Source organism: Streptomyces sp. NPDC046335, assembly GCF_055587985.1.
The window spans coordinates 54829-80945 of the sequence record NZ_JBVJFF010000002.1 but is presented as its reverse complement, the minus strand read 5'-3'; the positions used below and the strand labels follow the sequence as shown (position 1 = coordinate 80945).

Sequence of the window (26117 nt, the reverse complement as noted above, 5' to 3'; positions counted from 1 at the left end):
GTCTCATGTCCTTCTTCACTGACCTGGCTCATCAGTACATCGACGGGGAGTGGAAAGCCGGCTCGGGCTCCTGGGACATCATCGACTTCAACCCGTACAACGGGGAGAAGCTGGCGTCGATCACCGTCGCCACGGCCGACGAGGTCGACCAGGCCTACCGCGCGGCCGAGCGCGCCCAGCGTGAGTGGGCCGAGACCAACCCCTACGCCAGGCGCGGCGTCTTCGAGCGGGCCCTGCGGATCGTCGAGGACCGCGAGGAGGAGATAACCGAGGCGATCATCGCCGAGCTGGGCGGCACCCGGCTCAAGGCGGCCTTCGAGCTCCACCTCACCAAGGAGTTCCTGCGCGAGGCCGTGCACCTCGTCCTGCGCCCCGAGGGCCGCATCCTGCCCTCGCCCGCGGACGGCAAGGAGAACCGCCTCTACCGCGATCCCGTGGGTGTCGTGGGCGTCATCAGCCCCTTCAACTTCCCGCTGCTCCTGTCGATCAAGACGGTCGCCCCCGCGCTCGCCCTCGGCAACGCCGTGGTGCTGAAGCCGCACCAGAGCGCCCCGGTGACCGGCGGCAGCCTGGTCGCCAAGATCTTCGAGGACGCGGGGCTGCCCGCAGGACTGCTCAACGTCGTGATCACGGACATAGCCGAGATCGGTGACGCCCTGCTCGAGCACCCGGTGCCGAGCGTCATCTCCTTCACCGGTTCCGACCGCGTGGGCCGCCACGTCGCCACGGTCTGCGCCTCGCACTTCAAGCGCTCGATCCTCGAACTGGGCGGCAACAGCGCCCTGATCGTCCTGGACGACGCCGACATCGACTACGCCGTGGACGCGGCCGTCTTCAGCCGCTTCGTGCACCAGGGCCAGGTCTGCATGGCCGCCAACCGCATCCTCGTGGACCGCTCCGTGGAAGCGGAGTTCACCGAGAAGTTCGTCGCCAAGGCCGCCTCGCTCAAGGTCGGCGACCCGGCCGACCCCACCACGCACATCGGCCCGCTCATCAACGCCTCGCAGGCGGAGGCCGTCTCGTCCGTCGTCGAGCAGGCCGTCGCCGCGGGCGCGCGGGCCCTGCTGCACGGCACCACCGAGGGAAACCTGGTCGCCCCCTCCGTCCTGACGGGGCTGCCGGCCGACTCCCCGGTCCTCCAGCAGGAGATCTTCGGCCCCGTGGCCCTGCTCATGCCCTTCGACGGCGAGGACGAGGCGGTGCGGATCGCCAACGACACCCCGTACGGACTGAGCGGCGCGGTGCACACCGCCGACGTCGAGCGCGGCGTGCGGGTCGCCAAGCGGGTCAGGACCGGCATGATCCACGTCAACGACGGCACGGTGCACGACGAGCCGATCGTGCCGTTCGGCGGCGAGAAGAGCTCCGGTGTGGGCCGGCTCAACGGCGACTCGACGGTGGACGCCTTCACCACCCAGAAGTGGATCTCGGTGCAGCACGGCCGCTCGCGCTTCCCGTTCTGAGCGCATCCGGCTTCTGAGCGCACCCGGCACCCGATCTCATGGCCACGGGCCCTTGCGGACAGAACCTGACCGCAAGGGCCCGTAGCTTCTGCGGTGTCGGAAAGGCCCCCAGGGGCAGCCCGCGGAAGCGGGCCGAAGAGAGGCGGAACCCATGGTCACCCACGTCAGCTCGGAAACGCACGGGGACGAGCGCGGCGCCCTGATCGCCTTCGTCGAGGCGCAGCGCGGCGGCATCCGCCGGTCGGTGCTCGGGCTCACCGACGAGCAGGCGGCCCAGCGGCCGAGCGCGAGCGAGCTGAGCCTGTCGGGCCTGGTCAAGCACGTGGCCGAGACGGAGCTGAGCTGGCTGCGCATGGCCCAGCAGAAGCCCAACGAGAAGCAGCGCACCCAGGAGACCTGGGGCGACAGCTTCCGGATCGTGGAGGGCGAGACGCTCGCCGAGGTCCTGGCCTTCTGGGACCGGGTCGCCGCCGAGACGGAGGAGTTCATCCGCGAGGTGCCGAGCCTGGACGACACCTTCCCGCTGCCCGAGGCGCCGTGGTTCCCGAAGGACGGTGTCGTGTCGATGCGCTGGATGATGCTGCACCTCGTCGAGGAGGCCGCCCGGCACGCGGGCCACGCCGACATCGTCCGCGAGTCCCTGGACGGCAAGACCGCCTTCGAACTGGTGGCCCTGGAGCGCGGCGAGTCCTGGGGCTGATGCCGGGCGCGGTATGCCCGCAGGCGGTATGCCTGCGGGAGGTATGCCTGCGGGAGGTATGCCTGGCGGGCGGTATGCCGACGGAGCGGAATCCCCCGTACCCTAGTCAAAATTGATGACTACGGTACGAGCGGAAGGGGCGCGGCGGCATGTCAGCGATCCGGCTACTAGTTCTCGGAGCCGTGCGCCAGCACGGCCGCGCCCACGGCTACCAGGTCCGCAACGACCTGGAGTACTGGGGCGCCCACGAGTGGTCCAACGCCAAGCCCGGCTCGATCTACCACGCGCTGAAGCAGCTCGCGAAGCAGGGCATGCTGCGTGCCCACGAGGTCGCCCCGTCCACGGCGGGCGGTCCGCCGCGCACCGAGTACGAGATGACGGAGCAGGGCACGGAGGAGTACCTCTCCCTGCTCCGCTCCTCCCTGACCACGTACGACCAGCGGCCGGACGTCCTGACCTCCGGGCTCGGCTTCATGGTGGACCTGCCGCGGGACGAGGCCGTGGGGCTGCTCAAGGAGCGGGTGCGGCGCATGGAGGAGTGGCGGGCCTCCGTGACGGGCTACTACACGCCCGAGGAAGGCCCCGAACAGCTCGGCCACATCGGCGAGATCATGAACTACTGGGTGCACTCGGCGGACACGGGCGCGGAGTGGACCAGGGACCTGATCGCCCGCATCGAGGGCGGCGCGTACACCTTCGCGGGTGAGGGCGCCCCCTTCGTCGCGGTGCTCGCCGAGGGGCAGGAGAACCCGTACGCGACGGGGGAGCGGCTCGCGGAGGACGACCGCTAGCTCCCGGACTCCCGGACTCCCGGACTCCTGAACTTCCGGACTTGCACCTCACGTGACGTGAGGACTCAGGCTGAGGGGCGTACCGAGAAGAGAGGCGGAGGCCATGGGTTACTCCGTGGGACAGGTCGCCGGTTTCGCCGGAGTGACGGTGCGCACGCTGCACCACTACGACGAGATCGGCCTGCTCGTGCCCGGTGGGCGCAGCCACGCGGGTCACCGGCGCTACAGCGACGGCGATCTCGACCGGCTTCAGCAGATCCTGTTCTACCGGGAGCTCGGCTTCCCCCTCGACCAGGTGGCGGCACTCCTGGACGACCCGGACGCGGACCCGCGCGCGCACCTGCGCCGCCAGCACGAGCTGCTGACCGCCCGGATCGCGAGGCTCAAGGAGATGGCCGCCGCCGTCGAGAGAGCCATGGAGGCGAAGAAGATGGGCATCAACCTCACGCCCGAGGAGCGGTTCGAGGTCTTCGGGGACAACGACCCCGAGCAGTACGCGGACGAGGTGCGGGAGCGCTGGGGCGACACCGAGGGGTACCGGGAGGCGCAGCGCAGGGCGGCCTCGTACACCAAGGACGACTGGAAGCGGATCAACGAGGAGTTCTCCGCGCTCCACGCGCGCGTGGGCGATCTGCTCACCCAGGGCTTCGCGGCGGACTCCCGGGAGGCGATGGACGGCGCGGAGGACCACCGCCTCTTCATCTGCCGGTACCACTACGAGTGCTCGCACGAGACGCACACCTGCCTCGGCGAGATGTACGTGGCCGACGAGCGGTTCACCGCCTTCTACGAGGCCATCCGGCCCGGGCTCGCGGTGTACATGCGGGACGCGATCCTGGCGAACGCGGCGCGCAACGGCTGAGGGGTGCGCGCGGCGGTGAGGGGCGCGGCGGTGATCGTTGTGCGGCGGTGAGGGGGTGCGCGGCGGTGATCGTGGTGTCCGGCGGGGGATTTGCCCGGGTTATCCGCAGGTCGAGTCCGGAAAGGGGCAGTGGAACCTGGCCGGGCCGCCCGGCGTTGATAACTTTGGGCGGCTGCACCCGCCGCCGCCCCGTTGGACGGCCGCAGCAGCACCGCCGCCGCACCGCCCTCTCACCCTCAGGAGCCCGGAACCGTGACGACGCTTGCGCTCGGACCAAGCTGGCTGGATCCGGATTATCTCCTGAACCAGTTCGGCCTCTGGGGTCTCCTGCTGATCGTCTTCGCCGAGTCGGGGCTGCTGATCGGCTTCTTCCTGCCCGGTGACTCGCTGCTGTTCACCACGGGCCTGCTGATCACGACGCACAAGCTGGACACCCCGCTGTGGCTGGCCTGCGTGCTGATCTGCATCGCCGCGATCCTCGGTGACCAGGCGGGCTATCTCTTCGGCAAGAAGGTCGGCCCCTCGCTCTTCAACCGCCCGGACTCCAAGCTCTTCAAGCAGGAGAACGTGGTCAAGGCGCACGAGTTCTTCGAGAAGTACGGGCCAAAGTCCCTGGTCCTGGCCCGCTTCGTGCCGATCGTGCGGACCTTCACGCCGATCATCGCCGGCGTCTCCGGGATGCGGTACCGCTCGTTCATCACGTTCAACATCATCGGCGGCATCCTGTGGGGCGCGGGCGTCACGCTGCTCGGCGCCTGGCTCGGCAAGATCGAGTTCGTGCACAAGAACATCGAGTCGATCCTGATCCTGATCGTCCTCATCTCGGTGGTCCCGATCGCCATCGAGTTCCTGCGCGCCCGCAGCAAGTCCAAGAAGGCGGCGACGGCCGAGGCCGCCACCCAGGGCACCCCGCCGTCCCAGCGTGGCCGCCACGCGAAGCGGTAGGGCCCTGAAAAAAGCCCGTCCGGCGATTGAGGACCGGGGGCCCGGGGGCAGCGCCCCCGAACCCACCGCCGACCGGCAGCCGACAAGCAAGCAAAAGCCCCGGCGAGGAGGGACCACCGGGGGCTAGAAGCCCCTGGTCCGCTTCGCCGCACGGCGATTCGCCGCGGAGGTCGCGCCCGGAATCTTGAGGATCAGCCGGGAGACCTCGCTCCCGAGGTTCACGCCGATCGCGATGGCCAGGGCCGTGGCGACGGCCTTGGTCAGCGAGTTGATGCCGGTGTTGAGGTCGTTCTGGGCCAGCGCGAGCAGCCCGAAGTACGTGGCACTACCCGGCAGCAGCGGCCCGATCGCCGCCGTGACGTACGGCAGTGACGACGCGAACCGGTAGCGCGAGAAGAGCTGCCCGAAGAGCCCCACGAGCCCGGCGGCGATGGCCGTGGCCGCCACGGGCGACAGCGCGAGGGGCGTCTGCGCGAGCGCGCCGAACATCACCCAGGCGATGCCGCCGTTGAGCGTCACGATCAGGACGGTGTGGCGCTCCTGCTGCAACAGGATCGCGAAGGCGAGGCTCAGCGCCATCGACGCCAGGATCTGGATGACCGGCCGCGACGACGTCACCCCGAACTGGGTCTCGGGCGTCAGGTTCGTCGCGTCCAGCATCACGCCGAGCGACAGCACGAGCAGCACACCGCAGACGATGCCGACGATCAGGTACATGACCTCAAGGAGGCGTGCGGCGGCGGTGATGTAGTAGCCGGTGAGACCGTCCTGCACGCCCGCCACCAGGGCCCGCCCCGGGATCAGCGCGAAGAGCCCACCGGTGATGACCGCGGACGCCATCGTCGCCTCGGTGTGCGCGAAGCTCAGGGCGACGCCCAGCGCGGCGGGCGGCATCGCGGCGCCCACGAACTGGTAGAACTCCGGAAGCCCGCGCCCCGCGCAGAGCCAGGCGAGCCGGTCGCCGAGCATCGCGCCGACGGCCGCCACGAGGAACACCAGCGCGCCACCGCCGACGAGCACGGACGCGGAGCCCGCGAGCAGCCCGCTGGCCGCCGTGAGGGCCCAGCCCGGGTAGGGGTGACGGTTACGCCGAATGCCCGCGAGCCGGCGGTAGGCCTCCTCCAGGGAGACGTCGATGTCCGGGTCGCTGATGTCGTCCACCAGGTGGAAGACCGCCGCGAGCCGGGTGTAGTCGGTGCCCCGTCGCCGTACCGTCCTGGACGCCGTGACGGGGTCCTCCACGAGCGAGGGCTGGTGGGAGATCGACAGGAGCGTGAACGTCACGTTCGGCTCGCAGCGGTCGAGGCCGTAGGAGCGGCAGACGGCGAACATGGCCGCCTCGACGTCCTCGGCGCCCTCACCGCCCGCGAGCAGCAGCTCGCCGATACGGAGCGTCAGGTCGAGGACGCGCGGAACGGCGGGGCCGGACTCGTCCTCCTGCTTCTGCGCGGGCTCCGGAGCGGGCCGCTCCGTCACCGGCATCCGCAGCATCGTGCGCATCTGGTCCTGCCAGGGCGCTTCCTTGGTGAGCTTCACCAGGGGTATGCCCTGCGCGGGCGTGAAGGCCGGCGGGGCGTTGCGGGAGCTGTAGGTGTGCGGCGTCGTGAACGCCGACTTCTCGGTCTCCTGCGTCGTGGTCGACGGTGACGCGAGGCCGGTCGGGACGGCGAACTCGGACGTCGTCTGCGACTCGTCCTCGGTGGTCTCCTGCGCGAGCACCCCGCTCGGCGGGACGAACGCGCTGCGGGCTTCGTCCGACTGAGGCTTACGGTCCTCGGCCTCATGCTCGGCCACTGATGCCCTCACTTCTCCTGCGACTTCTGCGACTCCTACGCACCTCCGTATGGCCAGTATGGGCACAGATACGCGAACGGGCCGCGCGGCCCGTTGATCGGTCCGCGCGGCCCGTACGAGGCCGGAGGCTCAGTGGCCGCCCTGCGCCTCGAAGCGCTTGTAGGACTTCTCGATCTCGGCTTCGGCGTCCGCCCGGCCGACCCAGTCGGCGCCCTCGACGGACTTGCCGGGCTCGAGGTCCTTGTAGACCTCGAAGAAGTGCTGGATCTCCAGGCGGTCGAACTCGGAGACGTGGTGGATGTCGCGCAGGTGCTCCACACGGGGGTCCGAGGCCGGGACGCAGAGCAGCTTGTCGTCGCCGCCCGCCTCGTCGGTCATGCGGAACATGCCGATCGCGCGGCACTTGATGAGGCAGCCGGGGAAGGTCGGCTCGTCCAGGATGACCAGGGCGTCCAGCGGGTCACCGTCCTCGCCGAGGGTGTTCTCGACGAAGCCGTAGTCCGCGGGGTAGCTGGTCGACGTGAAGAGGCGACGGTCCAGACGGATCCGGCCGGTCTCGTGGTCCACCTCGTACTTGTTCCGCGAACCCTTCGGAATCTCGATGGTGACGTCGAACTCCACGGGTGGCTCCTCCATGATCAGCACATACTTCGGGTGGTTAAGTGTCCCTCACGCAGATGTGTGATCGCGAAAGGGGCTGGTCGTCGTGCCGGAGCTCAAGCCTTGGCGTCGGCCTCGACAGCTGCTGGAACAGCTGCCCGGGCTTTCCGCCGTAAAGCTTCCCCGATTCTCGGGAAAGCTTACGAACTGGCAGCTCACGGCGGGTGCCGCCACCCTCGGCCTGGTGATTTCGGCCGGAGCGGTGGCCGCGGCCGGCCCCTGGGACTCCTCCGGTCAGCGTACGGCGGAGCGCGTTCGGGCGGCCTCCGGGGATGCCGGGGGTGGCGCAGATCACGGTGGCCCCGCCGCGGGGCAGGCGCCGGAGACCGCTCCGAGCGCCCGAACGGTGCTCGCCGGCCTCGGCGCGCCCGTGGGGACGGCGCCCGCGCCGACGGAGCGCGCCATGGCGGACGTACTCGATCCGCTTCTGCGGGACCCGGCGCTCGGCCCGGAGCGCGCGGCCGTGGTCCTCGACGCGGCCACCGGCAAGCGCATCTACGGCAAGGACGCGGGCCGGGGCCTGACTCCGGCGTCGACCGTCAAGATCGCCACGGCGGTCGCGGCGCTGTCCGCGCTGGGACCCGACCACCGCATCGCCACGAAGGCGGTACTCGAACCCGGCTCGTCCGGGGGCACGCGGGAGGTGGTCCTGGTGGGCGGCGGCGACCCCACGCTCACCGCCCGCAAGGACGGCCGGTACACCGACACGGCCGCGAGCCTGCGCCGCCTCGCGGAGGACACGGCCCGCGCGCTGAAGGCCCGCCACGTCGACAAGGTGAGGCTCCGCTACGACACGTCCCTGTACGCGGGCCCCGCGCAGCACCCCATCGGCCCCAACGAGAACATCACCCTCGTCAGCGCACTGATGGCCGACGAGGGCCGCCTCGACGACTCCACCAGCGGGCCCGCCCCGCGCTCGGGGGACCCGGCGGGGGACGCGGCGAAGAAGTTCGCGGAGTTCCTCGACGGCCACGGCATCGGGACCACGACCGACACGGCACGTTCGGCGAAGGCGTCCGGCCGGGCCGAATCCCTCGCCAAGGTCGAGTCGCCGCCTCTGTCTGCCCTGGTCGAGCGGATGCTGACCCACAGCGACAACGACATCGCCGAGGCCCTGGCCCGCCAGACGGCCGTGGCGGACAAGGAGCGGCCGAGCTTCGACGGCGCCGACAAGGCGGTCCGCGCCCGGCTCACGAAGCTGGGCCTGCCCCTCTCCGGGGCGAGGTTCGCCGACGGCAGCGGCCTCGACCGCGCCGACCGCGTATCCGCCGAGCTCCTCGCCGCGCTCCTGGACAGCGCCGCCGACCCGGGCCGCCCCGAACTGCGCTCCGCGGTGACGGGCCTGCCCGTCGCGGGCTTCACCGGCACCCTCGTCGACCGCTACCCCAAGGAGTCCCCGGGCACCGGCGTCGTACGCGCCAAGACCGGCACGCTCACGGGCGTGAACACCCTGGCGGGCACGGTCGTCGACGCGGACGGCCGCCTCCTGGTCTTCGCTTTCATGACCACAGGCACGACAGACCCCCAGGCAGCCCAGAAAACCCTGGACAAGATGGCCTCGACAGTGGCGAACTGCGGCTGCCGCTGACAGGAAGCAGCCGCAGCCAGACGCGGAGAGCCCCTAGGGGGCCGCCCAGGGGCAAAGTGGGGGGTGCAAGCCCCTCCGCCGGAGGGAGCGACCACGTACCGTTGTCGCATGACGAGCATCGGTGGTGCGGAGATGGTCGACTGGAATCTCGCGGTGGCGACCGCGACCCGGCTCGTACGGCCGGGCCCAGAAGTGAGCCGCGACGAGGCACGCGCCGTCGTCGCCGAGCTCCGTCGGCATGCCAAGTCCTCGGAGGAGCACGTCCGTTCCTTCACCGGCATGGGCACGGAGGACACCCACGACACCCCTGTCCTTGTCGTCGACAGAGCCGGCTGGGTCCGGGCGAACGTGGCCGGCTTCCGGGAGCTTCTCAAGCCCCTCCTGGACAAGATGCAGGACAAGCGCTCCGGCGGCCCCGGCGGAGCCATGCTCGGCGCGGTCGGCGGCAAGGTGACGGGCGTCGAGCTGGGCATGCTCCTCTCGTTCCTCGCCTCCCGCGTCCTCGGGCAGTACGAGACCTTCGCCCCGGCCACCCGAGACCTCCCCGCGGGGGCGAACGGCGGCGGCAGGCTCCTCCTGGTCGCGCCGAACATCGTGCAGGTCGAGCGGGAGCTGGACGTGGACCCGCACGACTTCCGGCTCTGGGTCTGCCTCCACGAGGAGACGCACCGCACGCAGTTCACCGCCGTGCCCTGGCTGCGCGATCACCTGGAGGGCGAGATCCAGGCCTTCCTCGGCGAGACCGAGGTCGACCCGATGACCGTCCTGGAGCGCGTCAGGGAGGCCGCCCAGACGTTCGCCGGCGGACGGGGCGATGACGAGGACGACGCGACGTCCGACGGCGGCCGCTCCATCGTGGAGCTGGTGCAGACCCCCGTCCAGCGCGAGATCCTCGGCCGCCTCACCGCCGTGATGTCACTCCTGGAGGGCCACGCCGACTTCGTGATGGACGGCGTGGGGCCCGACGTGGTGCCCTCCGTCGACGAGATCCGGGAGAAGTTCAAGGAGCGCAGGGCGCGCGGCGCGAGCCGCCTGGACCAAGCGCTGCGCAAGCTCCTCGGCCTCGACGCGAAGTTGCGCCAGTATCGCGACGGCGAGCGCTTCGTGCGCGCGGTCGTGGAGGAGGTCGGCATGGACGGCTTCAACCGCGTGTGGACCTCGCCGAACACGCTGCCCACCAAGGCGGAGATCGCCAAACCCGCGGATTGGGTCTCGCGGGTGCACCGGAAGGCGGACTGAGGGAGACCGATGGGGGCCGATGGCAGGAGAATGCCCCCGTAATCACCCGTCCGAGGGACCGTGGGCGGTGGGTAGGCGTGCAATGCTCGGGGAACGGCTCGGCTCTGTCACCATCAACACACTCTGAGTGACCGAATGCTCGGGATTCCGACGTCTGGCTGACCAGATCCGGTCTTCCGAGCGGTCCCGGAGCGATTGGTCCGAGGCACACCCCCCCGAACTTCACGAAGGGAACCGGACATGGGTCCCCATCCTGCGGTCGCGGCGATACGCCTGGCGGTCCGCCGCGTACTCCACGACGTACTGACCGACGTACAGCGCAGCTCCGAAACCGTCCCCCCACCCCCCGTACGCCCCGCACCCTCCGCCCACGAGCAGGCTCCCCGGCCGCTCGTGCTGGTCGCCTGCTCCGGCGGCGCCGACTCGATGGCGCTCGCCTCCGCCCTCGCCTTCGAGGCCCCCAAGCTCGGCATCCGCGCCGGCGGCGTCACCGTCGACCACGGCCTCCAGCCCGGCTCCGACCTGCGCGCCGCCGAGGTCGTCGTCCGCCTGACCGCCCTCGGCCTGACCCCGGTCGAGTCCGTCGCCGTCGACGTCGGCCGCGAGGGCGGCCCCGAAGCCGCCGCCCGTGACGCGCGGTACGCGGCTCTGGACGCCGCCGCCGAACGGCACGCGGCCGCCGCCGTGCTGCTCGGCCACACCCGCGACGACCAGGCCGAGACCGTCCTGCTCGGGCTCGCCCGCGGCTCCGGGATCCGCTCCCTGTCCGGTATGGCCGCGACCTCGGGGGTCGCGGGCCGGTACCGCCGCCCCTTCCTGCACCTCGACCGCCAGACGGCCCGCAAGGCGTGCATGGTCCAGGCGCTGCCCGTCTGGGACGACCCGCACAACGCCGACCCCGCCTACACCCGCTCCCGGCTGCGCCACGAGGGCCTGCCCGCCCTGGAGAAAGCGCTCGGCAAGGGCGTCGTCGAAGCGCTCGCCCGCACGGCCCAGCTCTCCCGCGACGACGCCGACGCCCTCGACACGTGGGCAGCCCAGGCCGAGACGTCGGTGCGCGACGCCACCGGCCTCCTGGAGTGCGCCAAGCTCTTCGCCCTGCCCCCCGCCGTGCGCCGCCGCATCGTGCGCCGGGCCGCGATCGACGCCGGTGCGCCGGCCGGTTCGCTGTTCGCCCGGCACATCGAGGAAGTCGACCGCCTCATCACCGGCTGGCGCGGCCAGGGAGCCATCAATCTCCCGGGCAAAGTCGTGGCTCAGCGCCAGGGTGGCAGACTGGTGATCCGGCAAGGCTGACGAGGACCGTGCGCGCTGCGGGACCCCGTCGGCCGGTGGGACGACCGAAAGTGATGCGGGTGGACGCGAAAGACATGGGCACCGACCTCAAGTCGGTGCTCATCACCAAGGAAGAGATCGACGCGAAGCTGGCAGAGCTGGCCGCGAAGATCGACGCGGAATACGCGGGCAAGGACCTGTTGATCGTCGGTGTCCTCAAGGGCGCGGTGATGGTCATGGCGGACCTGGCGCGCGCGCTGTCCACCCCGGTCACGATGGACTGGATGGCCGTCTCGTCGTACGGCGCGGGCACCCAGTCCTCCGGCGTCGTCCGGATCCTCAAGGACCTGGACACCGACATCAAGGGCAAGCACGTCCTGATCGTCGAGGACATCATCGACTCCGGGCTGACCCTGTCCTGGCTGCTCTCCAACCTCGGCTCCCGCGAGCCCGCCTCCCTTGAGGTGTGCACGCTGCTGCGGAAGCCCGAGGCGGCGAAGGTCGCGATCGACGTGAAGTGGATCGGTTTCGACATCCCCAACGAGTTCGTGGTGGGCTATGGCCTGGACTTCTCGGAGAAGTACCGGAACCTTCCCTTCGTCGGAACGCTCGCCCCGCACGTCTACGGCGGCTGACACCCGAGGGACCGTGTGCGGCGGCGGGGAACCCTCACCCGTTTCCCGCCGTTGGAGAAGCGAAGACAGTATTGCCAGCCCTCCCGTGCGGCTTCGGGTCACAATGCTGGGGTACCGTCCGAAGAACAGTCTTTATCAAACTCACTATGGCAGGAGGGACGGGGCGTCATCGCTCCGTATGGATGGACGTGAAGCGATACTTCCGTGGGCCAGTCATGTGGATCGTGCTGGCCGTCCTTGCCGTGGTCGTGTTGATGCAGGTCGTCGGCTCGTCCGGTGGCTACAAGACGGTTGACACAGGTCAGGTCGTCCAGGCGATCAACGACAACAAGATCAAGTCGGCCAAGCTCACCACCGGTGACGAGCAGACCATCAAGGCCGAGCTCATCGACGGTGAGAAGGTCAAGGGCAGCAGCAAGATCCAGGCGAGCTACATCGGCGACCAGGGCGTCGACCTCGCCAAGTCTCTGCAGGCCAAGTTCGAGGACAAGCAGATCAAGGACGGTTACACCGTCTCCCCGTCGAAGCAGAACCCCTTCGTCGGCATCCTGCTCTCCCTCCTCCCCTTCGTCCTCATCGTCGTGGTCTTCCTGTTCCTGATGAATCAGATGCAGGGCGGCGGCTCCCGGGTCATGAACTTCGGGAAGTCCAAGGCCAAGCTGATCACCAAGGACACCCCGAAGACGACGTTCTCCGACGTGGCGGGTTCGGACGAAGCCGTCGAGGAGCTCCACGAGATCAAGGAGTTCCTCCAGGAGCCGGCGAAGTTCCAGGCCGTCGGCGCCAAGATCCCCAAGGGCGTGCTCCTCTACGGCCCGCCCGGTACGGGCAAGACGCTGCTCGCGCGTGCCGTCGCCGGTGAGGCCGGGGTTCCGTTCTACTCGATCTCCGGTTCCGACTTCGTCGAGATGTTCGTCGGTGTCGGTGCCTCCCGTGTCCGTGACCTCTTCGAGCAGGCCAAGGCGAACGCCCCGGCGATCGTCTTCGTCGACGAGATCGACGCCGTCGGCAGGCACCGCGGCGCCGGTATGGGCGGCGGGCACGACGAGCGCGAGCAGACGCTGAACCAGCTGCTCGTCGAGATGGACGGCTTCGACGTGAAGGGCGGCGTCATCCTGATCGCCGCCACGAACCGGCCCGACATCCTTGACCCGGCGCTCCTGCGCCCCGGCCGTTTCGACCGCCAGATCGCGGTCGACCGTCCGGACATGCTGGGCCGCCTGGAGATCCTCAAGGTTCACCAGAAGGGCAAGCCGGTCGCCCCGGACGTCGACCTGGGCGCGGTGGCCCGGCGCACGCCCGGCTTCACGGGTGCCGACCTGTCGAACGTGCTGAACGAAGCGGCGCTCCTCACGGCGCGCGGTGACAAGAAGCTGATCGACAACCACTTCCTGGACGAGGCGATCGACCGCGTCGTGGCGGGCCCGCAGAAGCGGACCCGGATCATGTCCGACAAGGAAAAGAAGATCACCGCGTACCACGAGGGCGGACACGCCCTGGTCGCGGCGGCCTCCCCGAACTCGGACCCGGTCCACAAGATCACGATCCTGTCGCGCGGCCGGGCCCTGGGCTACACCATGGTTCTGCCCGAAGAGGACAAGTACTCCACGACGCGCAACGAAATGCTCGACCAGCTCGCCTACATGCTGGGCGGGCGCGCGGCCGAGGAGCTCGTCTTCCACGACCCGACGACGGGTGCGGCGAACGACATCGAGAAGGCCACCGCGACCGCTCGTGCGATGGTCACGCAGTACGGCATGACCGAGCGCCTCGGCGCGATCAAGTTCGGCGGCGACAACACCGAACCGTTCCTCGGTCGCGAGATGGGTCACCCGCGTGACTACTCGGAAGAGGTCGCCGCGCTGGTCGACGAAGAGGTCAAGAAGCTCATCGAGACCGCGCACAACGAAGCGTGGGAGATCCTCGTCGAGAACCGCGACATCCTCGACAACCTCGTTCTCCAGCTTCTGGAGAAGGAGACGCTCAACAAGGAGCAGATCGCCGAGGTCTTCTCCGGCATCGTGAAGCGCCCGGCCCGTCCGGCGTGGACCGGTTCCTCGCGGCGTACGCCCTCGACCCGTCCGCCGGTGCTCTCCCCCAGGGAGCTGTCGCTGACGAACGGTGCGAACGGCGCCACCCCCGCGATCTCCGGGGGCGGCACGGAGCATCCCATCGAGGTGGCCCCGGAGGACCGCCCCGAGAGCTGAGTCCCGCGTCCCGGCAGGCCCGGAATGAATGCCGCGCCCCCCAGGTTTTAGCCTGGGGGGCGCGGCATTTCCGTAGCCCCGCGCAGGACGCACAGGAACGAGGCACCACATGACCGACCCGGTGACGTTGTACGGCGAGGGCTCGATCGGCGAGTTCGACGAGAAGCGCGCCGAGAACGCCGTGCGCGAGCTGTTGATCGCGGTGGGTGAGAACCCCGACCGCGAGGGCCTCCTGGAGACCCCGGCGCGTGTGGCGCGGTCCTACCGGGAGATATTCGCGGGGCTCTGGCAGCAGCCGGAGGACGTCCTGACGACGACGTTCGACCTGGGGCACGACGAGATGGTCCTGGTGAAGGACATCGAGGTCATGAGCTCCTGCGAACATCATCTGGTCCCGTTCGTCGGCGTCGCCCACGTCGGGTACATCCCGTCCACGGACGGCAAGATCACCGGTCTGTCGAAGCTCGCCCGCCTCGTCGACGTGTACGCGCGCCGGCCGCAGGTGCAGGAGCGGCTGACCACGCAGATCGCCGACTCCCTGATGAGCATCCTTGAGCCGCGCGGTGTGATCGTGGTCGTCGAGTGCGAGCACATGTGCATGACGATGCGCGGGGTCCGCAAGCCGGGCGCCAAGACCATAACGTCCGCGGTCCGCGGCCAGCTCCGGGATCCCGCCACGCGCAACGAGGCGATGAGCCTGATCATGGCCCGCTGAGGCGGACCGAGCCGGAACCAGCTGCTCCGGATCTAGGGTCTGTCGTTTGGATCAGGTCGGCTGGAGGGGCGGTGCCTTTTCGACCTGGCTCGAGCGGGGTCTGGTGCGTGCAGCTGCAAGGCGGAGGAGGGCGACAACGCGATGGGGGTGCCCCCTGCTCGAGCGGAGCCGAGAGCTTGGGGGAGTTGGCAACCGACGACAACGCCGGTGGGGGTCCCCCCGCGCCGTTCAGGCGTGGGGGAGTGCGTGCCAGACCCCGCGACGCCGAGATGATCCAAACGGCAGGCCCTAGGCCGCCGGAGCCGTCTGGCCGTCCTCGTCGTCGTCCTCGGGGAGCTTGCAGACCCGCTCGAGGAAGAAGGCGGCGGCTATCACGGCGATGCCCATGACGACCGAAAGACCGGCGTAGACCGCCTGGTCGCGGCGGGCGGGGATGTCCAGGAACTCCAGCAGGAACGCGCCCGTGCCGCCGTACATCCCCGCGACGAGCGCCGCGACCAGGGCGCTGGCCTGGCCGAAGACGACGGCTCGGGCGGCCATCAACGGCTCGACGCCCTTGGCGCCGGGGCGGCGCTCACGCTGGGCGCGCAGGCGCGAGCGCAGCGAGAGCGCCGTCGAGAGCAGTACGACAGCGATCACCGCGAGCACGATGGGCGCGGCCAGCGGGACCTTCGGCAGAGTGCCGACGGAGTCCCACAGCCTGGCGCCCGACCAGGACAGCACTCCGGCCGCGAGGAAGAGGCCGGCCAGCGTCCTGATGCGCAGTTGCTTCACGAATGACCCTTCATAGCCGTCGTCCGACCTTCATAACCCTTGTCGGCGTCCCGATCGTCGTACATGCCGTCGTACACGCCGTCGTACGGGTTCATCAGACCCTAACGACTACTCCGGCAGTCGGAGTTCCAGGTCGGCGCGGGGCGTGACGCCCTCGCGGGTGAGGGAGTCGAGCAGCTCGGCCACGGGGCCGCGGCCGGTCAGGCTGGCCTCGGGGTCGACGTCGTGCCAGGGGGCGAGGACGAAGGCACGCTCGTGCGCGCGCGGGTGCGGCAGCGTGAGATCCGGGTCGTCGGAGACCACGTCGGCGTACGACACGATGTCGACGTCGATCGTGCGCGGGCCCCAGCGCTCGTCACGGACGCGGTGGAAGGCCTCCTCGACGGCCTGCGCGCGCTCCAAGAGCGACGTGGGCGGCAGGGTCGTCTTCACCAGGACCACCGCGTTGAAGTACGCGGGCTGGGAGCCGGGCTCGACGCCCCACGGCTCCGTCTCGTACACCGGAGAGACCGCCTTGACCCGCAGGCCGGGGGTGTCCTCCAGGGCGTCGACAGCGCCCTGGAGCGTCTCCAGGCGGTTGCCGAGATTGCTGCCGAGGGAGATCACGGCGCGGTGCGGGTTGGACAGGGTGTGGTCCGCCGCGTCCACCTGCTCGACCACGGAGGCGGGCACCGGCTGGACGGTCGGGTCGCTCTGACCCGCTTTGAAGGGCGCAGTCATACTCGGCTCCGGGTGATGGTGACGGTCACGTCGTCGAAGGGCACGGTGATCGGGGCGTCCGGCTTGTGCACGCACACCTCGACCTCCAGGACTCCCTCGTGCTTCAGACACGTCTGGGCGATGCGCTCGGCGAGCGTCTCGATGAGGTCGACGGGATCGCCTTCGACGGCGGCCACGACCTCCTCGGCCACGATCCCGTAGTGCACGGTCTTCGCCAGGTCGTCGTCGGCCGCGGCCGCTCGCGTGTCCAGGCCGAGAACCAGGTCCACGATGAAGGTCTGGCCCTCTTCGCGTTCCCGCGGAAAGACACCGTGGTGCCCGCGGGCCTTCAGGCCACGCAGCGCGACACGATCCACGCGAATCACTCCTGCAATCGTCGGTATCGGCGGGCCTGCACCGAGTGCGGTCGGCGCTCCAGCCTCGGTCGAATCTACCTGCGAGCACTGACAACGCTCGCTCGCGGGGCCCGTGGGACCGGCCACATCCTTGCCCCTACCCACTAGGAAGGGGTCTCGTCGCTCTCGTCGTCGTCGGTTTCGGCGAGTACGGGAGAGGCGTGGTGCGACCAGAGTTTCCAGCCGTCCGGTGTGCGGCGGAACACATTGGTGGCGACCACGAGCTGGCCCACGAGAGGCCCCAGCTCGCCGCCGCCCTCCGGGGGCGGACCGCCGCTGAGGATGTTCTCGGTGCAGGTCACCAGGGCGGTGTCGCCGGCCACCCCGACCTTCACGTCGGTCAGGAAGAACTGGATGTACTCGGTGTTCGCCATGATCAGCGCGTACGACCTGAGGACCTCGCCGCGGCCGGTGAGGACCGGCCAGCCGGGGTGCACGCAGGAGATCGCGGTGCCGTCGTCGGACACCTCGTCGTCGTCCGCGTCGTCGTCCGTCGGGTCATCGGCGGCCGAGTCGTGGTCCGTCGAGTCGTCGTCAGCCTCGTCGTCGTCCGTCGCGGTGTCGGTCCCGGGGTCCAGCCACAGGTCGGAGACCTCGTCGAAGTCACCGCGTTCGAGCGCCTCGTAGAAGGCGGTGTTGGCACTCTCGACCTGCTCGACGTCGGTACGGGCCCCGGTCACCGGCTGTCGCCCGCGGCGTCCGTCACGGCCTGGGCGACGCGCACGGCGTCGGCGGTGGCCCGCACCTCGTGCACGCGGACCGCCCAGGCGCCCTGGTGGGCGGCGATGGCGGAGACCGCGGCCGTGGCGGCGTCGCGCTCGCGGGCGGGCGGCGGTGCGCCCTCGGGGCCCGCGAGGACCCGGCCGAGGAAACGTTTGCGGGAGGCGGCGACCAGGATCGGGTGGCCGAGCTCGCGCAGCCGGTCGAGGCGGGCCAGGAGCGCCAGGTCGTGCTCGGCCTTCTTGGAGAAGCCGAGGCCCGGGTCGACGACGATGCGCTCGGGGGCGATGCCGCCCTCGATGGCGGCCGCCACGCGTGCGTGGAGCTCGTCGACGACTTCGGAGACGACGTCGTCGTAGGCGGGCTCGGCGTGGATGTCGGCGAGGAAACCGCGCCAGTGCATGACCACGAAGGGGGCGCCGGCGGCGGCGACCGCGGGGACCATACGCGGGTCGGCGAGGCCCCCGCTGACGTCGTTGACCAGGACGGCACCCGCGGCGAGCGCCTGCTCGGCGACGGTGGCGCGCATGGTGTCCACGGAGACCGTGACGCCCTCGGCGGCCAGGCCGCGCACCACGGGGACGACGCGCCTGAGCTCCTCGTCCTCGTCCACGCGGGTGGCGCCGGGGCGGGTGGACTCACCGCCGACGTCGACCAGGTCGGCGCCCTGCGCGACGAGGTCGATGCCGTGCTTGACGGCGGCCGTCGTGTCGAACCAGCGGCCTCCGTCGGAGAAGGAGTCCGGCGTGACGTTCACGACGCCCATGACCGCACAGCGGTCCCACTCCGGCAGCCCCTGGACCGATCCCCGCCCGCGCAACGTACTCATGGTTCCAGCCTAGGCCCGGTCGGCGGCGGGTTACGCCGCCTGGACCTCACGCTCCGTGCTCCGGTGCGCACAGGGGCGGCGCTGGGCGGTGCCCCTGCGCAGGAACCTGGGGAGCGCGAGGGTCACGAAGCCCTCGGCCTGCATGGCGGCGAAGCCGATGCGGGGCAGGTCCTTGCTGGAGCGGTAGACGACGAAGCGGGGCTCCCAGCGGGGGCGGAACTTCGCGTTGAACTTGTACAGGGACTCGATCTGGAACCAGCGCGAGAGGAAGACCAGCAGGCCGCGCCAGGCGCGCAGGACCGGGCCCGCGCCGATCTTCTCGCCGCGGGCGAGGGCCGCGCGGAACATGGCGAAGTTGAGGGACACGCGCGCGATGCCGAGCTTGGGGGCGGCCTGGAGGGCGGCCACGATGAGCAGCTCGTTCATGCCGGGGTCGGCCGCGCGGTCGCGGCGCATGAGGTCGAGGGAGACGCCGTCCTTGCCCCACGGGACGAAGTGGAGGACGGCCTTCAGGTCGCCGTAGGGCCCCGGCTCCTCGTCGGCCTTGTGGGCGGTGGCGATCAGGCAGTCGCCGTCCTCGGGGTCGCCGATGCGGCCGAGCGCCATGGAGAAGCCACGCTCGGTGTCGGTGCCGCGCCAGTCCTCGGCGGCCTGCTGGATCCTGGCGAGCTCGCGCTCCCCGAGGTCACGGATGCGCCGTACGCGCGTCTCGTAGCCATTGCGCTCGATCCGCTTGACCATCTGGCGTACGTTGCGCATCGCACGCCCGGACAGGGAGAAATCCGCGACGTCCACCACCGCCTCGTCTCCCAGTTCGAGGGCGTCGAGGCCGGTCTCCCGGGTCCAGACCTCGCCGCCCGTCTCGGAGCAGCCCATGACGGCGGGCGTCCAGGAGTGGGCCTTGGCCTCGTCCATGAAGCGTTCGATGGCGCCGGGCCAGGCCTCGACGTCGCCGATCGGGTCACCGCTGGCGAGCATCACTCCGGAGACGACGCGGTAGGTGACGGCGGCCTTGCCGCTGGGGGAGAAGACGACACCCTTGTCGCGGCGGAGCGCGAAGTGGCCGAGGGAGTCGCGGCCGCCGTGCTTGTCGAGCAGCGCGCGCAGCCTCGTCTCGTCGTCCTCGGTGAGACGGGCGGCCGGGTGCTCGGGGCGGAAGGCGAGGTAGATGGTGGTCAGGGCGGTGAGCATGCCGAGGGCGCCGAGGGAGAAGCCGACGGTCCAGGACGTGCTTCCGTAGTAGCCGACCGGGCCCTCGAAGCCGAAGAGGCCGTACAGGACGTGCTGGAGGCGTTCCGTGATGCCGGGGTCGCCGACGACCTTGCCGGGGTGGGCGCTTACGATCACCAGGCCGAGCAGGATCGAACCGGCGCCGAGCAGGACGAAGTTGGCCAGGGCCCGCCAGCGGCTGCGTGGATCGGGCAGCGCGGTGAACTCACTGCGATGGCGGAGCAGCAGCGCGAGCAGGGCGACGGAGATCAGTACGCCGATCACCGAGTGCCGGTACGTGAACTGCGCGATCGCACCCGCGGGCAGCAGCACCACGGCGGCCCGCCAGGCCCGCCGCTTGTGGCGCCGCAGGCCGTGGGCGAGCAGGAGCAGCAGGATGCCGGAGCTGAGGGCGAGAGCGGCCGCGAAGGGGCCGAGCGCGCCGGGCAGTACCTCGGCGATGGCGTGCATGCGGCTGTGCCGGAAGCGCGGGAACACACCCGCCGCGACGTTCAGCACACCCACGAGCGCGCATGCCCTGGCGACGAGGGTCGGCACGGCCTCCGGGCGCGGACCGCGCGTCAACCGGCGGAACCGGCTGCCGAAGTGACGTTCCTGACCCTCCGGAACCTCGCCCGACATTTCCCCATCTATCCTGACAGACATCGCATCCCGTAGTTCTGCGAGAGAGCTTTAATCCGGTGCCAAAGCGGCATCCGGCACCATTGCCCCCTCTAGGACGGTCCTTCGGGGAAACGGGTTCATTCCCGATCGGAAACCACTGGAAAACTTCGGCGAATCACCGGCGAGCCGCCGTGCGTCCCGGTCGGTTCCGGTCGGCTCCGGTCACGCCACGGCTATCTCGGGGCACAGGCAGAAAGCGCAGGCAGGAAATCCCCATGGGACTCACGAGCAACGAGGTCCTGGCCCTCGCGGTCCTCTTGGCCGTAGTGCTCTTCTTCGGCACGATCTGGCTCTGGCCGCGGCTCGCCCGCCGCACCTGGCGTGCCGTCACGGGCCGCGTCGGGCTGCTTCTCGCCGCGCAGGTCGCCATCTTCGCCTCGGTGGGCCTGGCCGCCAACCAGGCCTTCGGCTTCTACGCCACGTGGGCCGACCTGTTCGGCCAGGAGACGAGCCCCGGCCTCGTGGTGGACCACGACCCGGCCAAGGGCGCGGGGCCCATCAAGGTTCTCGACACCCGTTCCGTGGACGTTCCCGGGGGCCACAGGACGGTCACCGGAGGCCAGATCCAGAAGATCGACATCGGTGGCAGGGCGTCGCAGATCGCCAGCCCGGCCTACGTCTACCTGCCGCCCGAGTACTTCCAGCCGCAGCACAGGAACCGCAAGTTCCGCGCGGCCGTGGTCCTCACCGGCTACCCGGGGACCGCCGAGGCGCTCATCAAGGGGCTGCACTACCCCCAGACCGCGCACAGGCTGGCCTCCGAGGGCAAGATGCAGCCGATGGTCCTGATCATGATGCGGCCGACCGTCGCGCCGCCGCGCGACACGGAGTGCGTGGACGTCCCCGGCGGCCCGCAGGCCGAGACCTTCTTCGCCAAGGACCTGCCCAGCGCCATCTCGGGGCACTACAGGGTGGGCACCGGGGGCCGCAGCTGGGGCGTCGTCGGCGACTCCACGGGCGGCTACTGCGCCCTGAAGCTCGCCGTCCACCACCCCGAGCGGTACGGCGCCGCGGCGGGCCTGTCCGCGTACTACAAGGCGCCCATCGACGTCACCACCGGCGACCTCTTCCAGGGCGACGAGGACCTGGAGCGCCGCGCCGACCTGATGTGGTACCTCCGCCACGAGCCGCGGCCCAGAACGTCCCTCCTGGTGACCAGCAGCAAGAAGGGCGAGGACAACTACCAGGACACCCTGGACTTCATCGACGCGGTGAAGCCGCCCACGCGCGTGTCGTCGATCACGCTGGATAGCGGCGGGCACAACTTCAACACCTGGCGCAGGGAGATCCCCGCCACCCTCCAGTGGATGAGCGGCCGGCTGAGCGACGGCTGAGCCGCGGACCGGGGCCGGCGGCCGAGCAGCCGCCTCCTCGGCGGCGCCATCGTGGCGGGGCTCCAGTGGTTCACGCCTTGCTGATGGCCGCCACCGTCTCCAGCTCGACGTCCGCGCGCGCCATCGCCCGCGCGTCGGCCGCCGTCGAGCGGCGCAGCGCCTCGTGCAGCCGGGCCGGGGTGAGCACGCCGAGGAAACGGCCCTCGCTGTCCTTGTCGATGACCGCGATCCAGCCCGCGTCGTGCTGGAGCATCGTCGCGAACGCCTGCTTCAGGCTCGCGCCCACCGGCAGCCAGGCCTCCATGCGGCGCGCGTGCTCGCGGACCGTGCCGTGCCCCACGCGCGCGTGCTCGGCGGAGATCCAGCCGTGCAGGTTGTTCCCGCCGTCGAGGACCACGGCCCAGCGGGCGTCGAGCTCCTTCGGCAGCGGGTCGTCGAGGTGCACCACGGGGGGCTGTTCCAGGTCGCCCTCCTCGATCGGTGTCACGGAGAGCCGCTTGAGCCCCCGGTCCGCGCCGACGAAGTCGGCCACGTACGCGGTGGCGGGGGAGCCGAGCACCGTCGAGGGAGTGTCGAACTGCTCGACGCGGCCGTGGCCGTAGACGGCGATACGGTCGCCGAGGCGCACCGCCTCCTCGATGTCGTGCGTGACGAACAGGACGGTCTTGCGCATGGACTGCTGAAGGCGCAGGAACTCGTTCTGGAGGTGCTCGCGGACCACGGGGTCGACCGCGCCGAACGGCTCGTCCATCAGCAGCACCGGCGGATCGGCCGCCAGGGCACGGGCCACGCCGACCCGCTGGCGCTGGCCGCCGGAGAGCTGCTCGGGATAGCGGTCGCCGAAGACGGCGGGATCGAGGCCGACCAGGTCGAGGAGTTCGGCGGCGCGCTCGCGGGCCTTGCCGCGCTTGACGCCGAGGAGGTGCGGGACGGTCGCCGTGTTCTCCAGGACCGTCTTGTGCGGGAAGAGGCCGACCTGCTGGATGACGTAGCCGATACGGCGCCGCAGTTGGACCGGGTCGACGTCGGATATGTCGTCGCCGTCGACGAATATCCGGCCGGCACTCGGCTCGATGAGCCGGTTCACCATTTTCATCGTGGTCGTCTTGCCGCAGCCCGACGGGCCGACGAGCGTGACCAGTTCGCCCTCCGCGACCTCGAAGGACAGATCGTCGACGGCCGTGGTGCCGTCCGCGTAGCGCTTGGTGACGTGCTCGAACCGGATCATGTTTCCCCATTGTGGCGGGCGGCGGCGGGCTTTGCGTGTCGGCAGTATTGCGGCCGTACAACGACTCTCGGCGATTGTCGGTGCCGCGCGTTAGGGTCGCCAGACACGGGGGGACGTGTGTACGGCGCGTCCGGGAATTCAGGGTTCGGGGGAGGTGGGGCGCGTGGCCGAGCGGAACTGTCTGGTGACCAACGACTGGATCTGCGGCGAATATGTCCGCTCCCGCAGTCAGGAACTGATCGACGCGACCCTGGAGCACGTCGGGATCACGCTCGTCTCGGTGGTGATCGGACTCGCCGTCTCCCTGCCGCTCGCGCTGCTGGCCCGGCGGTGGCGCTTCCTCTCGGGGCCGGTCCTCGGCGTGACGACCGTGCTCTACTCCGTCCCCTCGCTCGCGATGTTCTCGCTGCTCCTGCCCTTCTTCGGGCTCTCGGCCTCGCTGGTCGTCACGGGCCTGGTCCTGTACTCCCTCACGGTCCTCGTGCGGAACATCCTGGCCGGGCTCCAGGCGGTTCCGGACGAGGCCAGGGACGCCGCCAAAGGCATGGGGTACGGCCCGCTGAGGCTGCTGTGGGAGGTGGAACTGCCGCTCGCGCTGCCCGCGTTGCTGGCCGGCGTCCGCATCACCACGGTCTCCACGGTCGCCCTGACGACCGTCGGCGCCATCGTGGACTACGGCGGCCTGGGCACCCTGATCCTCGACGGCCTCGACACGACCTTCAAGGCCCAGGTGCTCACGGCGTCCGTGCTCTGCGTGCTCCTCGCCGTCGCCGCCGACCTGCTCCTGCTCGGCCTCCAGCGGTGGCTGACGCCCTGGACGAGAGCCCACCGAATACGGACGAGCCGTGCCGACCGCGAGGCGGCCGTGGCCAAGGTGGCTGAACCTGCATGAACGCGATCACCGGTGCGTACGACTGGCTGACCACGGGCGCCAACTGGCAGGGCGAGAAGGGGGTGTGGCACCGCCTGGCCGAGCACCTGTACTTCAGCGGGGTCTGCCTCGCCGTCGCCTGCCTGATCGCGCTCCCCCTCGCGCTCTACCTCGGCCACATCGGCAAGGGCGGCGCCCTCGCGGTCAACATCTCCAACGTCGGCCGCGCGGTGCCCACCCTCGCCCTGCTGATCCTGCTCACGCTCACCCCGCTCGGTGAGCACGGCGACGCCCCGACGCTGATCGCGCTGGTCCTCTTCGCCGTGCCGCCGCTGCTGACCAACGCCTACCTCGGGATGCGCGAGGTGGACCGGGCCGTGGTCGAGGCCGCGCGGGGGATGGGCATGAGCGGCGGCCAGCTCTTCGCCCGGGTCGAGCTGCCGCTGGCGTATCCGCTGATCATGACCGGCGTCCGGTCGGCGGGCGTGCAGGTCGTCGCGACGGCCACGCTCGCCGCGATGGCGGGGGAGGGCGGCCTCGGCCGGATCATCACCGCCGGGTTCAACCTTCAGAACACTCCGCAAGTGGTCGCGGGCGCGGTCCTGGTGGCGCTGCTCGCGCTGCTCGTGGAGGGCGCACTGGTGGTGGCGGGACGCCTCTTCGACCCGATGCGCAGGACGGGCGGCGCCACCCGCTGAGCGTCTTTCACATCTCCTCGGATTCCCTTCGAAATGGTGGTTCACCGATGAACAGCACAACGCGTCGCGCGCGACGGATGGCAGGGGCGGCCGCGGCCGTCATGGCGCTGACCGCGGGGCTCGCCGCGTGCGGCGGGGACAGCCTGGAGGACGACGGCAAGGGGTCGGACAAGGCGGGCGGTGACAAGAAGGGCTCGGTCGTGGTCGGTTCGGCCCGGTTCACCGAGCAGAAGGTCCTCGCCGAGCTCTACGCGGGCGTTCTCGATGACGCCGGATATGACGCCGAGGTCAAGACGGTGCAGAACCGCGAGATCTACGCGCCCGAACTCAAGAAGGGCTCGATCGACGTCGTGCCCGAATACGCCGCGACCCTCGCGGAATTCCTGAACCTGGAGAAGAACGGGCCGAAGGCCGAGCTCGTCGCCTCCAGCGATCTCGACGCCACGGTGAGCGCCCTGGAGAAGCTCGCGGGGCCCGAGGGACTCAAGGTGCTCCCCGCGGGAGAGGCGGTCGACCAGAACGCGTTCGCGGTCTCCGCGGAATTCGCGAAGGAGCACAAGCTGAAGACGCTCTCGGACCTCGGCAAGTCGGGCGAGAAGGTCAAGATCGCGGCGGGCGACGAATGCGAGTCCCGGCCGTTCTGCGCGCCCGGTCTGAAGAAGACGTACGGCATCGACGTCAGCGGAATCGACCCCAAGGGCGTCGGCACCACGCAGTCCAAGCAGGCCGTCAAGAACGGCACGGACCAGTTGGTGCTCACCACGACGACCGACGCGACGCTGAAGAACTACGACCTCGTCATTCTTGAGGACGACAAGAAGCTCCAGAACGCGGACAACATCCTTCCGGTGGTGAACGAGAAGGAGGCGGGCGACAAGGAGATGGCCGCCGCACTCGGCAAGCTGACCAAGACGCTCACCACGGACGACCTCATCGAGCTCAACCGGAAGGTGGACGAGGAGCGTCAGAAGGAAGCCGATGTGGCGAAGGAGTACCTGGAGTCGAAGGGCCTGGTCTGAGACCGGTTCGGCTAGTTGATCAAGAAAAGGGATGGGCAATTATGACGAGTCGTGGCCGAGAAGGCTGCTTTTTGGCGGGCGGGACACATGAGTTCGCCTACGCGCGGTAAGTTTCTGGCCATGCCACGTGGACGTCACCGCCATTCCCCACCCCTGCACAGGCTGCTTCCGCCTTCGACGGTCGCAGGCGTCTCTGTTCTCTGCGCCGGCGGCGCCTGGATGTTCGCGGAACCGATCGTGCTCCGCGGGCTCGTCGCGGCGGCGGCCGCCGCTGCCGTCGTCGGCTCGGTCGTCATGCGCCGCTGGGACCAGGCGGCCGGGAGACAGGTCGCCGAGCTCGGCCGGGCCCGCGCGAGCGACGAGTGGCGCCACGAGGAACGGATGGCCGAGGCCGAGACCGAACTCGAGGAGTCGCGCGAGCTGCGGGGCAGGCTGGAGACCAAGCTGCGCGCCAAGCGGGCCGAGCTGGCCGCACTGCGCAACGAACACGCCGAGCTGCTGCGCCGGTACGCGACCGCCGAGACCGAGCGGGCCAGCGCCCTCGAAGGCCGGCGGCTGCTCGCCATCGAGGCCACGTCCCCGGCCGCCGCACTGCCGAAGGCGGGCGCCGAGGACATGGTGCCGGGCGCGGTGGACCTCGTACCCGCGGTGCGGGCGGGAGCTCCCCCCCGCCCCCCGGACCCGGAAAAAGCCCCCCCCCGCAAACAAAACCCCCCCACGCCCACGAAGAAACCACCCTCAGAAAACCCCCATTCCCAAACC

The 26117-nt window shown here is 70.2% G+C and carries 24 protein-coding genes and 1 pseudogene; 16 read left to right on the top strand and 9 right to left on the bottom strand.

The window, feature by feature from the left end:
* Positions 1-5 precede the first annotated feature (5 nt).
* The 5 genes from ACZ6JY_RS04170 to ACZ6JY_RS04150 all read left to right on the top strand — a co-directional run bounded on the left by ACZ6JY_RS04170 (position 6) and on the right by ACZ6JY_RS04150 (position 4761).
* Positions 6-1463 (top strand): aldehyde dehydrogenase family protein, encoded by a 1458-nt coding sequence (locus ACZ6JY_RS04170; protein ID WP_469192070.1) that lies wholly within the window; start codon positions 6-8, stop codon positions 1461-1463.
* Between the two features lie 151 nt (positions 1464-1614).
* Positions 1615-2163 carry a DinB family protein gene (locus ACZ6JY_RS04165; RefSeq protein ID WP_469192068.1) on the top strand — a complete coding sequence of 183 codons (549 nt, stop codon included), beginning with the start codon at positions 1615-1617 and terminating at the stop codon, positions 2161-2163.
* A 149-nt stretch (positions 2164-2312) separates the two neighbouring features.
* The gene (locus ACZ6JY_RS04160) at positions 2313-2954 is read left to right on the top strand and encodes a PadR family transcriptional regulator (protein ID WP_469192066.1); all 642 of its coding nucleotides are present in this window, start codon (positions 2313-2315) and stop codon (positions 2952-2954) included.
* A 103-nt stretch (positions 2955-3057) separates the two neighbouring features.
* Positions 3058-3816: a MerR family transcriptional regulator gene (locus ACZ6JY_RS04155; protein ID WP_469192064.1), complete on the top strand. Its 759-nt coding sequence runs from the start codon at positions 3058-3060 to the stop codon at positions 3814-3816.
* Positions 3817-4068: 252 nt separating this feature from the next.
* Positions 4069-4761: a DedA family protein gene (locus tag ACZ6JY_RS04150; protein ID WP_469192062.1), complete on the top strand. Its 693-nt coding sequence runs from the start codon at positions 4069-4071 to the stop codon at positions 4759-4761.
* Positions 4762-4884: 123 nt separating this feature from the next.
* Here the strand turns inward: ACZ6JY_RS04150 and ACZ6JY_RS04145 are convergent, their stop codons facing one another.
* Entirely contained in the window at positions 4885-6555 is a 1671-nt protein-coding gene (locus ACZ6JY_RS04145) for a threonine/serine exporter family protein (protein ID WP_469192060.1), read from the bottom strand.
* Between the two features lie 129 nt (positions 6556-6684).
* Positions 6685-7176 (bottom strand): inorganic diphosphatase, encoded by a 492-nt coding sequence (locus ACZ6JY_RS04140; RefSeq protein WP_030785786.1) that lies wholly within the window; start codon positions 7174-7176, stop codon positions 6685-6687.
* Between the two features lie 133 nt (positions 7177-7309).
* On the opposite strand from ACZ6JY_RS04140, the gene dacB reads away from it, so the two are divergent.
* From dacB to folE, 6 genes are all read left to right on the top strand, one after another.
* On the top strand, positions 7310-8803 hold the full coding sequence (gene dacB, locus ACZ6JY_RS04135) for a D-alanyl-D-alanine carboxypeptidase/D-alanyl-D-alanine endopeptidase (protein ID WP_469192985.1): 1494 nt from the start codon (positions 7310-7312) through the stop codon (positions 8801-8803).
* A 108-nt stretch (positions 8804-8911) separates the two neighbouring features.
* Positions 8912-10042, top strand: a complete 1131-nt coding sequence (locus tag ACZ6JY_RS04130) for a zinc-dependent metalloprotease (RefSeq protein WP_469192058.1) — start codon at positions 8912-8914, stop codon at positions 10040-10042.
* 240 nt (positions 10043-10282) lie between these two features.
* Complete coding sequence (gene tilS / locus ACZ6JY_RS04125) at positions 10283-11338, top strand: tRNA lysidine(34) synthetase TilS (protein WP_469192056.1); 1056 nt, start codon at positions 10283-10285, stop codon at positions 11336-11338.
* A 53-nt stretch (positions 11339-11391) separates the two neighbouring features.
* Entirely contained in the window at positions 11392-11952 is a 561-nt protein-coding gene (gene hpt, locus ACZ6JY_RS04120; protein WP_365360061.1) for a hypoxanthine phosphoribosyltransferase, read from the top strand.
* 182 nt (positions 11953-12134) lie between these two features.
* Positions 12135-14159 (top strand): ATP-dependent zinc metalloprotease FtsH, encoded by a 2025-nt coding sequence (gene ftsH / locus ACZ6JY_RS04115; protein WP_469192054.1) that lies wholly within the window; start codon positions 12135-12137, stop codon positions 14157-14159.
* Positions 14160-14268: 109 nt separating this feature from the next.
* Complete coding sequence (gene folE / locus ACZ6JY_RS04110) at positions 14269-14874, top strand: GTP cyclohydrolase I FolE (RefSeq protein WP_469192052.1); 606 nt, start codon at positions 14269-14271, stop codon at positions 14872-14874.
* A gap of 288 nt (positions 14875-15162) precedes the next feature.
* On the opposite strand, the gene ACZ6JY_RS04105 is transcribed toward folE, so the two are convergent.
* The 6 genes from ACZ6JY_RS04105 to ACZ6JY_RS04080 all read right to left on the bottom strand — a co-directional run bounded on the left by ACZ6JY_RS04105 (position 15163) and on the right by ACZ6JY_RS04080 (position 20163).
* Positions 15163-15648 carry a DUF3180 domain-containing protein gene (locus ACZ6JY_RS04105; RefSeq protein ID WP_469192050.1) on the bottom strand — a complete coding sequence of 162 codons (486 nt, stop codon included), beginning with the start codon at positions 15646-15648 and terminating at the stop codon, positions 15163-15165.
* Positions 15649-15756: 108 nt separating this feature from the next.
* On the bottom strand, positions 15757-16368 hold the full coding sequence (gene folK / locus ACZ6JY_RS04100; RefSeq protein ID WP_469192049.1) for a 2-amino-4-hydroxy-6-hydroxymethyldihydropteridine diphosphokinase: 612 nt from the start codon (positions 16366-16368) through the stop codon (positions 15757-15759).
* Positions 16365-16724, bottom strand: coding sequence for a dihydroneopterin aldolase (folB, locus tag ACZ6JY_RS04095; RefSeq protein WP_363210595.1), 360 nt, complete (start codon positions 16722-16724; stop codon positions 16365-16367). Before folB ends, folK begins: the two co-directional genes overlap by 4 nt.
* 143 nt (positions 16725-16867) lie before the next feature.
* A complete protein-coding gene (locus ACZ6JY_RS04090; RefSeq protein WP_469192047.1) occupies positions 16868-17443 on the bottom strand; it encodes a nuclear transport factor 2 family protein in 576 nt (191 codons plus the stop codon).
* On the bottom strand, positions 17440-18312 hold the full coding sequence (folP, locus tag ACZ6JY_RS04085) for a dihydropteroate synthase (protein ID WP_469192045.1): 873 nt from the start codon (positions 18310-18312) through the stop codon (positions 17440-17442). The genes ACZ6JY_RS04090 and folP overlap by 4 nt, the downstream gene beginning before the upstream one ends.
* Before the next feature lie 30 nt (positions 18313-18342).
* Positions 18343-20163 carry a phosphatidylglycerol lysyltransferase domain-containing protein gene (locus ACZ6JY_RS04080; protein WP_469192043.1) on the bottom strand — a complete coding sequence of 607 codons (1821 nt, stop codon included), beginning with the start codon at positions 20161-20163 and terminating at the stop codon, positions 18343-18345.
* Between the two features lie 257 nt (positions 20164-20420).
* On the opposite strand from ACZ6JY_RS04080, the gene ACZ6JY_RS04075 reads away from it, so the two are divergent.
* On the top strand, positions 20421-21539 hold the full coding sequence (locus ACZ6JY_RS04075; protein ID WP_469192041.1) for an alpha/beta hydrolase: 1119 nt from the start codon (positions 20421-20423) through the stop codon (positions 21537-21539).
* Between the two features lie 70 nt (positions 21540-21609).
* Here ACZ6JY_RS04075 and ACZ6JY_RS04070 read toward each other — a convergent pair whose 3' ends face one another.
* Entirely contained in the window at positions 21610-22767 is a 1158-nt protein-coding gene (locus ACZ6JY_RS04070; protein ID WP_469192039.1) for an ABC transporter ATP-binding protein, read from the bottom strand.
* A gap of 163 nt (positions 22768-22930) precedes the next feature.
* Here ACZ6JY_RS04070 and ACZ6JY_RS04065 point away from each other — a divergent pair, with 163 nt between their 5' ends.
* From ACZ6JY_RS04065 to ACZ6JY_RS04050, 4 genes and pseudogenes are all read left to right on the top strand, one after another.
* Positions 22931-23659, top strand: coding sequence for an ABC transporter permease (locus ACZ6JY_RS04065; protein WP_469192037.1), 729 nt, complete (start codon positions 22931-22933; stop codon positions 23657-23659).
* Positions 23656-24336: an ABC transporter permease gene (locus ACZ6JY_RS04060; RefSeq protein WP_469192036.1), complete on the top strand. Its 681-nt coding sequence runs from the start codon at positions 23656-23658 to the stop codon at positions 24334-24336. The genes ACZ6JY_RS04065 and ACZ6JY_RS04060 overlap by 4 nt, the downstream gene beginning before the upstream one ends.
* Positions 24337-24383: 47 nt before the next feature.
* Positions 24384-25355, top strand: coding sequence for an ABC transporter substrate-binding protein (locus ACZ6JY_RS04055; RefSeq protein WP_469192034.1), 972 nt, complete (start codon positions 24384-24386; stop codon positions 25353-25355).
* A gap of 120 nt (positions 25356-25475) precedes the next feature.
* Positions 25476-26117 (top strand): annotated as a pseudogene (locus ACZ6JY_RS04050) (hypothetical protein); the annotation flags it as partial.

Excerpts from the sequence above, each read along its gene's own strand:
- folE (WP_469192052.1), top strand. The coding sequence starts at position 14,269 with ATGACCGACCCGGTGACGTTGTACGGCGAGGGCTCGATCGGCGAGTTC.
- ACZ6JY_RS04130 (WP_469192058.1), top strand. The coding sequence starts at position 8,912 with ATGACGAGCATCGGTGGTGCGGAGATGGTCGACTGGAATCTCGCGGTG.
- ACZ6JY_RS04170 (WP_469192070.1), top strand. The coding sequence starts at position 6 with ATGTCCTTCTTCACTGACCTGGCTCATCAGTACATCGACGGGGAGTGG.
- ACZ6JY_RS04080 (WP_469192043.1), bottom strand. The coding sequence starts at position 20,163 with ATGTCGGGCGAGGTTCCGGAGGGTCAGGAACGTCACTTCGGCAGCCGG.
- ACZ6JY_RS04165 (WP_469192068.1), top strand. The coding sequence starts at position 1,615 with ATGGTCACCCACGTCAGCTCGGAAACGCACGGGGACGAGCGCGGCGCC.
- folK (WP_469192049.1), bottom strand. The coding sequence starts at position 16,368 with ATGACTGCGCCCTTCAAAGCGGGTCAGAGCGACCCGACCGTCCAGCCG.
- folP (WP_469192045.1), bottom strand. The coding sequence starts at position 18,312 with ATGAGTACGTTGCGCGGGCGGGGATCGGTCCAGGGGCTGCCGGAGTGG.
- ftsH (WP_469192054.1), top strand. The coding sequence starts at position 12,135 with ATGGACGTGAAGCGATACTTCCGTGGGCCAGTCATGTGGATCGTGCTG.
- tilS (WP_469192056.1), top strand. The coding sequence starts at position 10,283 with ATGGGTCCCCATCCTGCGGTCGCGGCGATACGCCTGGCGGTCCGCCGC.
- ACZ6JY_RS04070 (WP_469192039.1), bottom strand. The coding sequence starts at position 22,767 with ATGATCCGGTTCGAGCACGTCACCAAGCGCTACGCGGACGGCACCACG.
- ACZ6JY_RS04055 (WP_469192034.1), top strand. The coding sequence starts at position 24,384 with ATGAACAGCACAACGCGTCGCGCGCGACGGATGGCAGGGGCGGCCGCG.
- hpt (WP_365360061.1), top strand. The coding sequence starts at position 11,392 with ATGCGGGTGGACGCGAAAGACATGGGCACCGACCTCAAGTCGGTGCTC.
- ACZ6JY_RS04155 (WP_469192064.1), top strand. The coding sequence starts at position 3,058 with ATGGGTTACTCCGTGGGACAGGTCGCCGGTTTCGCCGGAGTGACGGTG.
- ACZ6JY_RS04075 (WP_469192041.1), top strand. The coding sequence starts at position 20,421 with ATGGGACTCACGAGCAACGAGGTCCTGGCCCTCGCGGTCCTCTTGGCC.
- ACZ6JY_RS04060 (WP_469192036.1), top strand. The coding sequence starts at position 23,656 with ATGAACGCGATCACCGGTGCGTACGACTGGCTGACCACGGGCGCCAAC.
- ACZ6JY_RS04160 (WP_469192066.1), top strand. The coding sequence starts at position 2,313 with ATGTCAGCGATCCGGCTACTAGTTCTCGGAGCCGTGCGCCAGCACGGC.